This window comes from Runella aurantiaca (genome assembly GCF_003339505.1).
In the GTDB taxonomy this organism is placed as follows: domain Bacteria; phylum Bacteroidota; class Bacteroidia; order Cytophagales; family Spirosomataceae; genus Runella; species Runella aurantiaca.
In genome coordinates, this window is the sequence record NZ_QPIW01000025.1 from 1 (window position 1) to 14,262 (window position 14,262).

Genomic DNA, 14,262 nt, shown 5'->3' on the forward strand with positions numbered 1-14,262 from the left:
ATTTTAGGTTTGTTAGCACAACTAAAATACGAAAATCCCCGAATTATGCCAAATACGCGCATATTCGGGGATTATTTTTTGATGCAAAGTACTGATATTTAATATCTTAACCCTTTAAAGGGAAGCCGAAATATTGACGCAATTTAACGTCGGCGAGGCTCTTAGCCTCGCCGACGTTGGTTTACAACCAGTCCGCAAAAACCTGTTTTGCGTAGGCCAAATCGCGTTGGTGTGCTTCTACCGCTTTTACGGTATTGGGCGATTGACTCTCCAAACATTGCTCCAACACAAGCAACGGCTTCACTTTCAGTGCTTTCAGCTCACGTACTAGACGTGGGTAATCAATGTCGCCTTCACCGAAAGTCTCTCCCCAAACGTTGCCTACAGATTGTCGTATGTGCAACTCTACTACGCGCTTGCCATACATTTTAACGACATCAAAAAGGGCTACTTGTGAGTTGCCTGCGCCCCGGTACACCCAATGTGCATCCAGACAGAAGCCTACATTTTTTGGGTCGGTATTTTGAAGCATGTGGTGAAACTCGCGGGCACCAGCGCGAAGCTCCACATCGTGGGTATGATAGGCGAGGGTCACGCCCCGTTTGCGGAGTTCGCTACCTAAAAACTCCAGATTTTTGGCTTGCTCAATCAGTTGAGAATCATTCTTAATATCGCTACTGCCCCATTTCAACGGACTGGGGTTAGAAACTAATATTTTCAGCCCTAAAGGTTGCGCAGCTTCAGCAATGGCCAAGGCAGTTTCGATAGAACGTTTCCCCTCTGTGGGGTCGTGCAAAACACTACCTACGTAAGCCGAAGGCATGGTCAAATTATGTTTTTTGAGCAACGGAGCCAGTCTTTTCACCTCATCTACGTTGGAGAAACTGGGCTCATAAGCCGTTAGTCCCGATTTGACGTATTCGGCCAAAGACGCATCCAAATCGGCGTTCCAATCGCGTTTGTCGCGGTTATAAAATGTAATCCACGCATATTGGTTGGAAGAAATAGGGCTCGCTTTAGCAGCAAAAGTAGCGGCCGAGTTGGTCAACAAGACCGCGCTGCTGGCGGCAAGGGTTTCTATAAAATGACGACGATTGTAATGCATGTGCGTATTTTTAAGAAAAAGGCCTACATGCACCTAAACTTACTTTAGAATGCTACAAAGAAGCTGTTTCCATTGGCCGTGGCCGTTGTTAATTTACCAAAAATTGAAGTGTATTTTTTGAGCAAAATTACATTAGCCGCCTTATAATCAAACTTTTGACTAGTTCGTAAAAAGGTTGTGGTTGCATAGTACGCCAGTTTTCTAAGTGGAGTGTGCCGCCAAAATTGAGATAATAATCTAAGCGATAACGCTTCCATTCGCGTTCGATGTGGTCGCGGGAGCCAACCACGGCAATCCATCCGTCTTCAATTTCTTCAAACCACTCGGCATAATACTCGTCGTCGGAGCCGTGAAAATTAAGAATATTTTCGCCAATCAAAATAAATTGGCTGATACCTTCGGCCAATAAATGGTCAATGACATTACGCTTGAAATACATGATGTCGTTGTGGAGGGTATCGTTCCATTCGCCAAACAACTCAATGACCGCAAAGGTCTTTTTATAGTCGGCAAAAAGAATTTTTACGTAGAGTGTTTCAGAGTCGATGTCATCCCAAAGAGGATGAATATAATAACCGTAAATGTCGTGTTCGTATTGATTCATGTTATAGTCGCGGCCATAAAAAGGGGATTTACGGTCTTCAGCGGCTACATAGTGTTTTTCCCAGTTATAAAAAGGCTCAATTTCATGCATAGTTCACCACGGTCAAAGTCTCAGGTTGGCAGACCAACAAATAATAACAAATATACAATCTGAGAAGGAATGGATAACTGGTAGAAGGGCTTATTTATTTCAAAGCCAGTTGCTGTAAAAAAGGCGTAGACACTTACTTTGGGAGGCATTGTTTTTCTGCCAATAGTCAAAAGCAAGTTAAAAAATTGGGCCTATTCTTGGGTAAAATCTATTACTTTTGGCTTAACAAAGCAGTTTGAATTGTTTTTTGAGATGCCTACTGATTCTATTCAATATACGTACAGTCCCGAACATTTACAGGTTTCGGAACCTGGCAAATATACCTCCGAGCATCTTCGTACGGAAGAAATGGTCATTAATATTGGCCCGCAGCACCCGTCTACGCACGGCGTGCTGCGACTGGAGGTGGTGTCGGATGGAGAAATCATTGTCGATGTGGTGCCGCATATTGGTTACCTACACCGTTGTTTTGAAAAACACGCGGAGTCGTTGCCATTCAATCAAATTATTCCTTACGTAGACCGTATGGATTATGTGGCGGCCATGAACTCCGAGCACGCCTACGTGATGGGCGTGGAGCGGATGCTAGGCATTGATAAAGACCTACCCAAGCGCGTCGAATACATTCGGGTATTGGTGGCTGAACTCAACCGCTTGGCCTCGCATTTTGTAGCTATAGGTACCTACGCCATGGATATTGGAGCGTATACGCCTTTCCTCTGGATGATGCGCGACCGTGAGCATATTCTGCGGATGCTGGAATGGCTTTCAGGTGCACGAATGCTCTACAATTATATCTGGGTGGGCGGTTTGTTTTATGATGTTCCCGTGGGTTTTGAGGAGCGTTGTTTGGAATTTGTCAACTATCTTAAACCCAAACTAGAAGAACTTCAACAACTCGTTATTGACAATAAAATTTTTGTACAACGCACGGCTAATGTAGGTGTACTGCCTTTATCAGTTGCGATAAATTATGGCTGCTCAGGACCCGTATTGCGTGGTTCGGGGTTGCGATGGGACCTACGCAAAGTAGATGGTTATTCGGTTTATCCCGAACTGGATTTTGACGTACCGATGGGAGAAGGACTCGTCGGAACCGTCGGAGATTGTTGGGACCGAAACTATGTGCGGGTGCTAGAATGTAGAGAATCTGTTAAAATCATCAAGCAATGCGTGGAGAAATTGCTGGGTGAACACCGCCGCACGCCTGATTTTGACCCGCAGGCTTTTGTTCCTAAAAAAATTCGTCCGCAGGCGATGGATTATTATGTCCGGGCCGAAAACCCTAAAGGAGAACTAGGCTTTTTCTTCCGTACCGATGGTAAATCAGATATTCCTGTTCGTTGCAAAGCCCGGGCCTGTTCATTTAATAACCTCTCGGTGATTGCCGAAATTTCCCGTGGCGCCATGCTCGCCGATTTGGTAGCGATTATTGGCTCCATTGATGTAGTGATGGGGGAGGTAGATAGATAAGTGGCAGTTTGCAGTAGGCAATTTAAACATGATATAATTACTACCTACCTACTGCAAACTGCTTACGCTAAAACTATTCGTCTGTGAACATATACCCCACACCTTTGAGTGTTCTGATGTAGGTTTCGCCTACTTTTTCCCGCACTTTTCGGATGTGAACGTCTACCGTTCGTTCGAGAACGTAAATATCGGCACCCCAGATTTTTTGGAGCAATTCTTCTCTATTAAATACTTTGTTGGGGTGGTTGGCTAAGAAAAAGAGTAATTCGAATTCTTTTTTAGGCAAAACCACCGATTTATCGGCTTTGGTGACCGTGTAGTTTTTTCGGTTGATAGACAGACCCGCAATCTCAATCTGCGACTCAGGCTCGGCCTTTTGGGCTTCTCTTCTAAACAACGCATTGATACGACTCATCAAGGCCCGTGGTTTGATGGGTTTTGTAATGTAATCATCGGCGCCGATTTCAAAGGCGGCTACCTCCGAATACTCTTCCGAGCGAGCGGTCAGAAACAAGAGATACGTATTCCGAAAATCGGGAATATCCCGCAACAGGCGGGCGGTTTCGATGCCATCCATTTGGGGCATCATAATGTCGAGTACGACAAGTTCGGGAATGAAAGTACGGGCGATTTCCAACGCATTTTTTCCGTTGGAAGCCGTAGCTACTTCGTAGCCTTCTTTTTCCAAATTGTAAGCAAGAAGCTCGACAATATCCGGGTCGTCGTCGACGACTAATACTTTGTGTGCAATTTGAGCCGATTTAGCTGCGCTCATGGCATGGGAGTTGATTTCGAGGACGAAAGTACGAGACGTGTCAGGAATTTTAACACCGCTTATTCATTCTTAACACAAAGTTAACAGTAGATTTGTATAAATGGAAGGTTGAAAAAAGGTTATAAAAGGTAATTTCTTCACTTTTTAAGCATCTAAACGCTCAGCGGAAGGATTTACCGCTTCATTCGTCACTTTTGTCATCCGGCCAATGAGTTTTTGCATCGAGCGCTCAATGACTTCATATTCTACTTTTTCTTTGGCAATTAATACAAACGCAATGTAGGAAGGAGCACGGTGCGCGGGTGTTTCAAAAAAAAGATGTTTGTTTTTGCGATAAGCTTCGCGGCAGCGGCGGCGCAGGAGGTTGCGGTCAACAGCCCGCTTAAAATTTCGCTTCGAGATCGTAAACAGCACTTGAGGAAGTGCCTGTGCAGAAGGAGAAAGTTCGTAAAGGTAAAATACCTTAAAAGGAAAAAGGTAGGACGTTTGGGTTTCCGTGCTACCTTTCTCAAACAAACGGCTAATTACTTTTGGGCTACTTAACCGTTCTATTTTTTGTAATGTCTGTCTCAATGTTTGAATCGTTTGAACTACTGCACTTGTTTGAGAAGTTTTCTTCAACTTTCAAACAAACAAACTCCCCAAACACGCAAACAAATTATTGCTTGTGACGCTTTTCGTCCGAAACTGTAAGTTTCCAACGGCCTTTTTTGCGACGAGCGGCCAACACCTTGCGGCCATTGGCTGATTCCATCCGCTCACGGAAACCGTGCTTGTTACGTCTTTTGCGGTTTGAAGGTTGATATGTACGTTTCATTTTTTTGACCTTTTATTTCTTGTAAATCCTTGATTTCAAAAGAGTCCGCAAAGGTACGGAAACTTCCAAAAGTTTACAAACTATTTTTTGATTGAACGGGCGAAATTTGGAAGGGCTGTGAATTAATTGTTATTTCACGGGTATTAATTGAGCGGCAAAATACCGCGCTTACTATGCAAAAAGCCCCCAAAAATGCCTCTATTCTGTGGTTTCTTATTTTTATTCTTGTCAGTGCGGCGGGATATGGCTTGGTAGGGTATCATTGGAAACGACCCCAAGCGGGAGAACTTATTCTGACCTTTGGGGGATTATTTTTGATGTATGGTTTAGTTATTAGCCAAAAATGGGACAAAATCCAAACCCAAAAGTGGATTTGGGGTGGCATTGGCTTCCGTGTTTTACTGCTGTTTTCGGTACCTGCACTGTCCGACGATTATTTTCGATTTATTTGGGATGGACGTTTGTTATCAGCAGGTTACAACCCCTATTTGTATCTGCCTTCTGAAATAATCACTACGTCCCTTGCGGCTGATGCGCACCTAAGCGAAGTGCTTTTTCAGGGGCTTAATTCTCCGAATTACTTCACGGTTTATCCACCCATGAATCAATGGATGTTCGGGCTGTCGGCTTGGATTGCGGGCGATAGTGTCCTGCTCAACATTGTGGCGTTGCGGTCATTTATTCTTATGGCCGAGCTCGGCACTATTTACCTATTAACTACTTTCAGACTTCCTAAATATAAAGAAAAGGGGATGCAAAATGCGGTGCTGATTTATGCACTCAATCCATTCGTTATCATTGAATTGACGGGAAATTTGCATTTTGAAGCGGTTACGCTGTTTTGTGTTCTGTTGGCAGTTAGGTGGATTGATAGGCCGTTTCGTGGAGATAAATATTATGTCAGGTCTGCAGGGGCATTGGCAATGGGAGCCGCCGTAAAACTGTTGCCATTGATTTTCCTACCGCTTATTTTCAAACGACTTGGATTTCGTAAAGGCCTTGTCTATTGTGTAATCGTAGGCTTGATTTTATTGACGTTGTTTGCTCCGTTCCTGAGCCATGAACTGGTTGTCAACTTCGGCAAAAGCCTTGATTTGTACTTTCAGAAATTTGAATTTAACGCCAGCTTTTACTATTTGTTCCGGAAGGTGGGTTATTGGATTACGGGTTACAATATCATCTATTTATTGGGCCCGTTGCTGTCGCTGGTATCGTTGGTTTGTATTGCCCAAATAGCGTTTCAACGTCGAAGCTTACTCGAAAAAATGCTGTTGGTGCTGACCGTCTATTTTTTGTGCGCCACGACCGTCCATCCTTGGTATATCACTACCTTGGTGGCTTTGGGGGCGCTTACTAGGCGTTGGTACCCCGTGGTTTGGTCGGCGTTGTTGCCGCTTACTTACGTTGCGTATGCATCGCAGCCTTATGAAGAAAACCTGCGGATTGTAGCGCTGGAGTATATCCTCGTGATTGGCTGCCTGACGTATGAGCTATTCGTAAAAGGGATTGATTGGAATGCTCCAACAAAAGATGTTTAGCGTTCAGGTGCGATTTTTTCCTGTAAAAACTTGACCCGTAAATTCGTTGAGTCAGCGGGGGTTTCGTAATTGAGCCACAGGTAAGACGCGCGGGTATCTTTGGGTAAAAACAGCAAACCGCGTACCGATTCGCCCACGGGCAAGGTGGTTTTGCGGAGTGCCATGTCTTGCCAATTGGCGCGCTCGTGTTGCAGTTGGTCGGTGCGTATTTTTTGAAGCTGTACATCAGCAATCTGCTTTTGAATGATAAAATTGTACGCCTGCGCATGATTGTAGCGATTGTTGGCCTGTTGCTGCCATGAGCGGTCGTTGCGATTTGAACTGTGAATATCGCTCGCAATGGTAGCCGCCAACATCACCCCATTAAAAATAGATGCCGCGACTAAGCGTTGCTTTTGGCGTTTTATTTCAAAGGTTGACTGTTCAATTTTTTGCTCTGGGTCGGTAGCGCGGTAAGTGGCGGCGTACGGAGAATTCGTTTTTTTGCGTAAGGTGTCGCCCTTTTCTTCAAAAGGAAAGTAAGTGAAATCGTTGGGGTCAACCAACAATGGGGCGGCAGTTCGGTTTTTGATTTCGACATCCAATACCAAATGATGCGGGTCTTCAAACTCGTAGGAAGCCACCAATACCACCCCGTTTTGCTCCACCCGCGTCACCTCACGTCCATCAATCCAGGCGATGTCGCCCGAAGCAGGGCGTAAATGATAAAAGCTGGGGGTACAACCCGCGAGCCAGACAAGACTCGCGCACAAAAGAAAGGTCAGTTTGTTTTTCATGGCAGGAATGATACTTTTTTGTTCTGGATGGACGATTGACGGTTTCAAAATCAATCGTACTGCTGTTTTACAAAAATAAATATTCATTCAGCCGTTTCAAACAATTTTTTGATAAGCGGTTACGACTGCACAAAGGGCAGCAACAGTTCATATACTTTGTGTAAAGGCAATCCCATAATGGTGTAAAAAGAACCTTCAATACGATTGATTCCCATCATGCCAATCCATTCTTGCACACCATAAGCACCAGCCTTGTCGAAAGGGCGATAATGCTGAATATAATACTCAATTTCGGCGCCGGTAAGGGTTTTAAACTCCACCTTGGCTACATCGCTGACGGTTTGGTAACCAAGGCGACTCAACAGACAAATGCCCGTGATGACCTCGTGGCTGCGTCCTGAAAGTTGCTGGAGCATGGCTTGGGCTTCGGCGGCATCGGCGGGTTTGTTGAGAATCACGTTGTCTACCACCACAATGGTATCGGCACAGAGGACGAGGCGGTCGCTCAAATCTGACTCAAATTGTGATGCTTTGTGTTTTGCCAAATACCCCGCCACTTCGGCGGCGGGCATATCGGCGGGAAAAAGCTCATCGGTGGGGCGAACCTCAACGATAAAATCAAACCCCAACTCACGCAATAATTGCTGACGGCGCGGAGAGTTGGAGGCGAGAATGAGGGGGTGGGTGAGCAACAGCATCTAAATAGTGATCGTTAGATTTTCTCCTTGTGCATCAGCGTAGCCACGCCTTTGGTGGTGATTTTATTGGTAGTTACATCAAAAACTTCGCCCAAAATCTCACCCGTATGTTTTTCGGGATTCAGCGTGATGACCGTAAATTTTACTTTATAATCGGTATCCACAAACATCGGTCGCAAAAACTGGAAAGTTTGTCCGACGTAGATGGAGCCGTAGCCCGGAAACTTTGTGCCGATGACCTTGGTGAATACGCTCGCGCCTAACATTCCGTGAATGATGGGTCGTTTGAAGGGCGTCGTGGCGGCGTATTCAGGGTCTAAGTGCAACGGATTGTCGTCGCCTGTGAGTTGGGCAAAGGCAATAACATCATCTTGAGAAAAACGGAATTCGTATTCGTAGGTATCGCCCAGGGAAAGTTTCATAGAAGTTAGGTTTTAGCGTTTGATAAAAATATGGTTTTATAACGACCCCGTTTTTCCGCCGTCAACGGGAATATTGATGCCACTGATGGCAGCGGCGGCTGGACTGCACAAAAATGCCACGGCGGCGGCTACTTCTTCTGGCTCAGCAAAGCGCCCGATTGGAATTTCGGATTGGAGCTGGTCTGCCACTTCGTCAACGGTTTTTCCTGTTGCTTCAGCCCGCAATTTATTGACGGTGTCCAAACGCCCCGTTTTGGTGTAGCCCGGCAAAACGTTATTGACCGTGATGCCGAATTTGCCAATCTCCAATGATAGTGTTTTGGCCCAACTCGCCACGGCCCAGCGGATGGTATTAGAAACCCCTAACCCCACAATCGGCTGTTTGACCGACGTCGAAATGATGTTTACAATGCGCCCGAAACCCGCTTTTTTCATGGCTGGAACAACCGCCTGCGCCAATACCTGATTATTGACGAGGTGCATTTCAAAGGTCTTCATAAATTGCTCTGGAGTCGCATCAATGATGGGGCCGCCCGTTGGACCTCCTGTATTGTTGATGAGAATGTGGACTTCTGGAAACGTCGCCAAATAGGTGTCAATGGCGCTTTTTACGTTTTCTGGATTGGAAAAATCAGCCACAATATAGCGGTGCGTTTGCCCTTTGCTCACGTCCAACGTACTGAGTGTTTGTTGTAATGCGGCTTCATTGCGCGCCATAAGCGTTACATTGGCACCCATAAGGGCCAATTCTACCGCCGATGCGCGCCCGATGCCTTGCGTACTGCCGCAGACAATGGCGGTTTTTTGGGTTAAATCAAGATTCATAGATAGTGGCCCAATTTTTTAGGCTGTTTTACGGGTGGAAATCCTTTTGGCTAAAAATTAAGTATGTATTCTAAAACGTATGCTGGTTTGATTCCTAAAAACGTTTTCTGCTGATGGTGAATTATTTGCTTTGTGACATTGTACTAACATCATATCAATTGTACCTCTCAACTTCTTAAAACTATGCGTTGTTTTGCTTTAATTGTTTTTTTGGTGACGGCAGTATTTAGTAGCTGTACCGCTACGCCCACGTCTACTGCGGCCCCCGTTGACCACGCGGCTTGGGACAAACTTCTAAAAAAACACGTAAACGACAAAGGTTTTGTCAATTACACTGCGTTCAAAAAAGATTACGCCGAGCTTAAAAAATACCTAGATATGCTCAGTGCGAGCGCTCCCAACGACAAATGGAGCAAAGATGAACAGTTGGCGTACTGGATTAATGCCTATAATGCATTTACGATTCAGTTGATACTAGACCATTATCCGGGTATCACAAGCATCAAAGACATTGGCTCAAAAATCAAGATTCCGTTTGTCAATACCCCTTGGGATATAAAATTTATTACCATTGGCGGTACAAAAATGGATTTGAATAACATCGAACACGGGATTATCCGTAAAAAATTTGATGAGCCTCGGATTCACTTTGCGCTGGTGTGCGCGGCCAAATCGTGCCCACCATTGCGCAACGAAGCATTCGTGGCGGAGCGTTTGGATAAGCAGTTGGATGAGCAGGGACGGGATTTTATCAATGACAAAACCAAGAATAACGTCACTAAAAACAAGGCAGATTTATCGAAAATTTTGTCTTGGTACGGGGGAGATTTTACGAAGACAATGCCCATTATTGATTGGGTAAATAAATATTCAACGGTAAAAGCCGACAAAAAAGCCAGCGTTACGCACATGGATTACGACTGGGATTTGAACGGAAAATAATAAATAGATAGCTTCCCGAAAGTGGTAAACTTTCGGGAAGCTAAATCTTGGATTAGGCTTTTACCGCTACGGGTTTTAAGTCGGTAAGGTCAGCGATTTTGACGGGTTGGCCCGTTTTCATGCTTTTACGGGCACCGATTCCTACCAAAATGGCCATTGCTCCGTCGCGGCTTCCTGCCGATTGGCGGAAGGTATCCGCCGCGTTGGGATTGCGGAAAATTTTATCTCGTAAGCGCGCATCGCCGCCGCCGTGCCCTTCGGCTTGCGGAATTTTGATGTATTCTACTTCACCAAAATTCTTGGAAAGCATCAATTCATCGTAGGGTTCACGCGTCATTTTTCCTGATTCTTTAACCCACGCTTCCAAACGCCCTTTGGTACCGTTGAACGCGATTCTGTAGCCTTCATACGGCGAATAGGTCGTTAGGGAGTAGCTCACGTTTACGCCATTGGCGTAGTGAATCGTGGCCGCCATTTTATCATAAATGTTAATGTCTTCTTTGAATACGCAGCCGTCGCGGTGGTAGCCGTCGTGCTTTTCATTGTCCACGTACAGCGCGGTGAGTCGTTTGTCTTTGGTCACGTCAAAATAAAACTTACATTCGGCTTTATGCGCACAGCTGCGGCAGTTTGTGCCTCTTATGGTGCCATTTTTTCCATAATGTTCCAACGCTCCTTGGGCATACACGCTTTCGGGCTCAGATTCTAGCCACCAGTTCAATAAGTCAAAATGGTGACTGGCTTTGTGCACCCAAAGCGAACCGCTTTTTTCTTCCAAACGGTGCCAACGACGGAAATAATCGGCTCCGTGGCTGGTGTCGAGGTACCAATGAAAATCCACGGAAGTAACTTTCCCGATGGCTCCTTCGCGCAGCAGTTCGTATAGTTTTTGGCGGTGTGGAGAATAACGGTAGTTGAACGTCACCGTTACTTTTTTGCCCGTGCGTTTTTCTGCGTCCAAAATCGCCTGGCATTTACCTTCGTCGGTGGTCATAGGTTTTTCCGTCACGATGTCGGCCCCCATTTCCATACCTTTGATGATAAATTGGTCGTGGGTGGCGTCAACGGTGGTGACGATGAGGATGTCAGGTTTGGTTTCCCGCATCATTTTTTCAAAATCGGTGAACAACGGACAGTTCACATTCAGCATTTTGCGGGCGGTTTCGGCGCGGCCAGGGTTGATGTCGCAAAGTCCGACAAATTCGATGACGTCGCTAAATTCTTTGACCACTGCTACGCCCCACATGCTCGTGCCACGGTGTCCAGTACCTACCATTGCTACTTTACGTTTGGCCGAAGTACCGCTCGCAAAGACGGAGGCTGAGGCCAGCACGCCCGCGCCAGCCAAGGTTGATTTTTGTAAAAATTCCCGTCGATTAAGGGTTTCTTGAAGATTATTCATGTTTGAAAGTTTTGATTTACAATAGGTTATTATTTTGGTTATTTGAATCAATCCATGTGAAAAACGCACTCCAAAGACGTGCTCACGGGCGAGTTGTCGGGATTGGTGTCCATAATATCGGCCATGTAAGCCCACCATTTTTTTACGATAGGGAGTTGAGGCAAACCATCAGCGGTATTGTTTTCCGTTAGTTTCTGAACGGCAAACAGCACGCCTGTAGTGCGGTCGAGATAAATGGAGTAGTCACTTACTCCAGCTTCAGTCAGTGCTGCCGAAAGTTCGGGCCAGATTTCGTCGTGACGTTTTTTGTATTCTTCCTCAAAACCAGGTTTGAGTTTCATCAAAAAGGCAATTTTTTGCATGGTATCGGATGGATTACTTTAAAATTGGCAAGTCGTTTATGACACAAATAGAAAAGGATGTTTTGAACCAACCCTCCTGTACTTATATGGCTTGAAATTAAATTCTATGCGTAAAAAATCTTATTTGTAATATATTTTATAAAATACAGGTTTAAATAAAAAATATTTTATAAAATCGCATTGTTTTTAAACCATACTACCTAACAATGAAGCAGATTTTTGTCGGATTATTGATTGTGTTGACGGTCCAACTCAATGCTCAAGTTTCAATCATTCCCAAACCGCAACTCCTCCAACTTCATACGGGAGAATTTACCCTGACGCCCTCCACGGCGATTCAGACCGCCCCTGAGGTGAAAGCGGAAGAAGTGGTTCGTTTTTTGGTCGAATCGGTCAAGACGCAAACGGGAGTTCAACTCTTGCCCAATGCCAAATCGTTGCCTTTTATTTATCTTAAATCGGATGCCTCTTTGCAAAACGACGAAGCCTATCGCCTCACCGTTACTGCTGAGCGCATTTTGATTGAGGCCAAAACCAATCGGGGGTTTTTCTGGGCGGTGCAGTCATTGCGCCAATTGTTGCCTTTTCAGAAAACGGCCTCGGCCAAAATCCCTTGCCTGATGATTGAAGATGCGCCGAGTTTTCAGTGGCGCGGGCACATGATGGACGTAGCACGGCATTTCTTTCCCGTAAGTTTTATCAAAAAGCAACTGGATTTGATGTCGTTGTATAAACTCAATATTTTTCATTGGCACCTGACCGACGACCAAGGTTGGCGCATCGAAATCAAAAAATATCCTAAACTAACTTCCGTAGGCGCGTGGCGAAAAGAGCCCGATGGTAGCATACACGGTGGTTTTTATACCCAAGCCGAAATTAAAGAAGTGGTAGAATATGCCCGTCGGCGGAACATCACGGTGATTCCCGAAATCGAAATGCCGGGCCATTGCGTTGCGGCGTTGGTGGCTTATCCCGAATTGGCCTGTACCAATGAAAAACGGGTGGTTCCCAACAGTTGGGGTGTTTTTGGGGATGTGTTTTGTGTTGGTAAAGAGAATGTGTACGTGTTTTTACAAAACGTATTGGATGAAGTTATGCCGCTGTTTCCGAGTCGTTATGTTCACATCGGTGGCGATGAAGTGCCCAAAACTGCGTGGCAGGCTTCGCCCGAATGTCAGGCGTTGATGAAAGCCCAAGGCTTAAAAGATGAGCACGAATTGCAGAGTTATTTCATAAAACGTATTCAAAAATATTTGCAATCGAAAGGAAAAACGCTCATTGGGTGGGACGAAATTTTGGAAGGCGGAGCCGACAAAGATGCCATTGTGGAAGTATGGCGAGGCGAAGCTGAAGGTCGAAAAGCACTGGCAAACGGTAATCGGATTATTCACGCAGGGCCTTATTATTTCGATTCTCCAAACGCCAATCTGACCCTCAAAAAAGTCTACGAGTACGATAACCTAAGCGACCCAGCCTACCGACAAAACAGCACTCAGGTTTGGGGGGCGGAGTGTCCGTTGTGGACCGAGCGCGTCACGACCTACAACGCCGAATATATGTTGTATCCTAGAATGTTGGCATTTAGCGAAAGCCTTTGGAACAACGGTACGCGCAATTTTGAGGAGTTTCGGGCCCGAGTGCAGCAGCATTACCCCATTCTGACGACCCTAAAAGTAGCCTACGGCGCCGAAGACAAAAGCTTGATTGATACCAAAATAGAATTTGATGCGGCTCATAAATCATGGTCGCTACGCAGTTATTTGGGCATGAAAGACTTAGCCATTCGGTACACCCTCAACGGCACCAAACCCACCGCTCAGTCGCCCAAAGCGCAGGAAGTTTTGACGGTAACGAAGCCTGGCAAGATTACGTTTGCGCCGTTTAGGGGAGATAAGCAGTACCGCGACGCGCAAAGCTACCAAATCATTGAAAATAAGGCCGTAGCCAAAAAGACCATTTGGAACAGTAAACCCGATGCGCAATACGCCAAACCCGGTGAATACGGTTTGGTGGATGGCTTGAAAGGAGGAGAATCTTTTGGCGACGGAGTTTGGATGGGTTGGTCGGGGCGGCCCGTGGATGCAGTGGTTGACATGGGCGAAAAAACAACGTTTCGTTCGGTAAAAATTGATTTTGTTCAGGAAGCAAAATCATGGATTTTATTGCCTAAAAGCGTCAAAATCTCCGCTTCTGACGATGGTATAACTTTTACAACCCTTATTGAGAAAACCTTTGATGTGAAGCCCTTATTGGACGGAATCGTGAAAGAAACGGTGGGCTATGAATCGAAGCAGCCGATTCAAAAAAGATACTTGAGGGTAGAAGCTATTCCGTACGGTAAACTCCCCGTTGGGCACAATGGCGCTGGCGGAGAAGCTTGGCTTTTTACGGATGAATTGGTCGTTAACTAACTATTAAAGTCTTTCCGAGGTC

General features: G+C 45.6%; 15 protein-coding genes. 4 read left to right on the forward strand and 11 right to left on the reverse strand.

From position 1 onward, the window contains the following. Window positions 1–181 precede the first annotated feature (181 nt). The gene (locus DVG78_RS22680; protein ID WP_114463324.1) at window positions 182–1,105 is read right to left on the reverse strand and encodes a sugar phosphate isomerase/epimerase family protein; all 924 of its coding nucleotides are present in this window, start codon (window positions 1,103–1,105) and stop codon (window positions 182–184) included. 127 nt (window positions 1,106–1,232) lie between these two features. Continuing rightward, window positions 1,233–1,799 (reverse strand): hypothetical protein, encoded by a 567-nt coding sequence (locus tag DVG78_RS22685; protein ID WP_114463325.1) that lies wholly within the window; start codon window positions 1,797–1,799, stop codon window positions 1,233–1,235. 252 nt (window positions 1,800–2,051) lie between these two features. Here DVG78_RS22685 and DVG78_RS22690 point away from each other — a divergent pair, with 252 nt between their 5' ends. Next, entirely contained in the window at window positions 2,052–3,272 is a 1,221-nt protein-coding gene (locus DVG78_RS22690; protein ID WP_114463421.1) for an NADH-quinone oxidoreductase subunit D, read from the forward strand. A 73-nt stretch (window positions 3,273–3,345) separates the two neighbouring features. On the opposite strand, the gene DVG78_RS22695 is transcribed toward DVG78_RS22690, so the two are convergent. The 3 genes from DVG78_RS22695 to rpmH form a co-directional block, all read right to left on the reverse strand. After that, window positions 3,346–4,047, reverse strand: a complete 702-nt coding sequence (locus DVG78_RS22695; RefSeq protein ID WP_114463326.1) for a response regulator transcription factor — start codon at window positions 4,045–4,047, stop codon at window positions 3,346–3,348. A 144-nt stretch (window positions 4,048–4,191) separates the two neighbouring features. Then, window positions 4,192–4,620 carry a ribonuclease P protein component gene (gene rnpA, locus DVG78_RS22700; protein WP_114463422.1) on the reverse strand — a complete coding sequence of 143 codons (429 nt, stop codon included), beginning with the start codon at window positions 4,618–4,620 and terminating at the stop codon, window positions 4,192–4,194. An 85-nt stretch (window positions 4,621–4,705) separates the two neighbouring features. Then, window positions 4,706–4,864 carry a 50S ribosomal protein L34 gene (gene rpmH / locus DVG78_RS22705; protein ID WP_013927159.1) on the reverse strand — a complete coding sequence of 53 codons (159 nt, stop codon included), beginning with the start codon at window positions 4,862–4,864 and terminating at the stop codon, window positions 4,706–4,708. Window positions 4,865–5,037: 173 nt separating this feature from the next. Here rpmH and DVG78_RS22710 point away from each other — a divergent pair, with 173 nt between their 5' ends. Beyond that, window positions 5,038–6,402 (forward strand): MptA/MptB family glycosyltransferase, encoded by a 1,365-nt coding sequence (locus DVG78_RS22710; protein WP_114463327.1) that lies wholly within the window; start codon window positions 5,038–5,040, stop codon window positions 6,400–6,402. Here the strand turns inward: DVG78_RS22710 and DVG78_RS22715 are convergent. The 4 genes from DVG78_RS22715 to DVG78_RS22730 form a co-directional block, all read right to left on the reverse strand. Next, window positions 6,399–7,178 (reverse strand): hypothetical protein, encoded by a 780-nt coding sequence (locus tag DVG78_RS22715; protein WP_147277153.1) that lies wholly within the window; start codon window positions 7,176–7,178, stop codon window positions 6,399–6,401. The genes DVG78_RS22710 and DVG78_RS22715 overlap by 4 nt on opposite strands. Before the next feature lie 119 nt (window positions 7,179–7,297). Next, window positions 7,298–7,876: a Maf family protein gene (locus tag DVG78_RS22720; RefSeq protein ID WP_114463329.1), complete on the reverse strand. Its 579-nt coding sequence runs from the start codon at window positions 7,874–7,876 to the stop codon at window positions 7,298–7,300. A 14-nt stretch (window positions 7,877–7,890) separates the two neighbouring features. Then, entirely contained in the window at window positions 7,891–8,298 is a 408-nt protein-coding gene (locus DVG78_RS22725) for a MaoC family dehydratase (protein ID WP_114463330.1), read from the reverse strand. Between the two features lie 36 nt (window positions 8,299–8,334). After that, on the reverse strand, window positions 8,335–9,123 hold the full coding sequence (locus DVG78_RS22730; protein ID WP_114463331.1) for an SDR family oxidoreductase: 789 nt from the start codon (window positions 9,121–9,123) through the stop codon (window positions 8,335–8,337). Window positions 9,124–9,306: 183 nt separating this feature from the next. Between DVG78_RS22730 and DVG78_RS22735 the strand changes: the two genes are divergently transcribed. Beyond that, the gene (locus DVG78_RS22735) at window positions 9,307–10,065 is read left to right on the forward strand and encodes a DUF547 domain-containing protein (RefSeq protein ID WP_114463332.1); all 759 of its coding nucleotides are present in this window, start codon (window positions 9,307–9,309) and stop codon (window positions 10,063–10,065) included. 52 nt (window positions 10,066–10,117) lie between these two features. Here DVG78_RS22735 and DVG78_RS22740 read toward each other — a convergent pair whose 3' ends face one another. Together DVG78_RS22740 and rhaM are read right to left on the reverse strand one after the other, a co-directional pair. Then, window positions 10,118–11,467: a Gfo/Idh/MocA family protein gene (locus DVG78_RS22740; protein WP_114463423.1), complete on the reverse strand. Its 1,350-nt coding sequence runs from the start codon at window positions 11,465–11,467 to the stop codon at window positions 10,118–10,120. Between the two features lie 47 nt (window positions 11,468–11,514). Then, on the reverse strand, window positions 11,515–11,829 hold the full coding sequence (rhaM, locus tag DVG78_RS22745) for an L-rhamnose mutarotase (protein ID WP_114463333.1): 315 nt from the start codon (window positions 11,827–11,829) through the stop codon (window positions 11,515–11,517). A gap of 206 nt (window positions 11,830–12,035) precedes the next feature. On the opposite strand from rhaM, the gene DVG78_RS22750 reads away from it, so the two are divergent. Continuing rightward, on the forward strand, window positions 12,036–14,240 hold the full coding sequence (locus DVG78_RS22750) for a glycoside hydrolase family 20 protein (RefSeq protein WP_114463334.1): 2,205 nt from the start codon (window positions 12,036–12,038) through the stop codon (window positions 14,238–14,240). The last annotated feature ends 22 nt before the right edge of the window (window positions 14,241–14,262 follow it).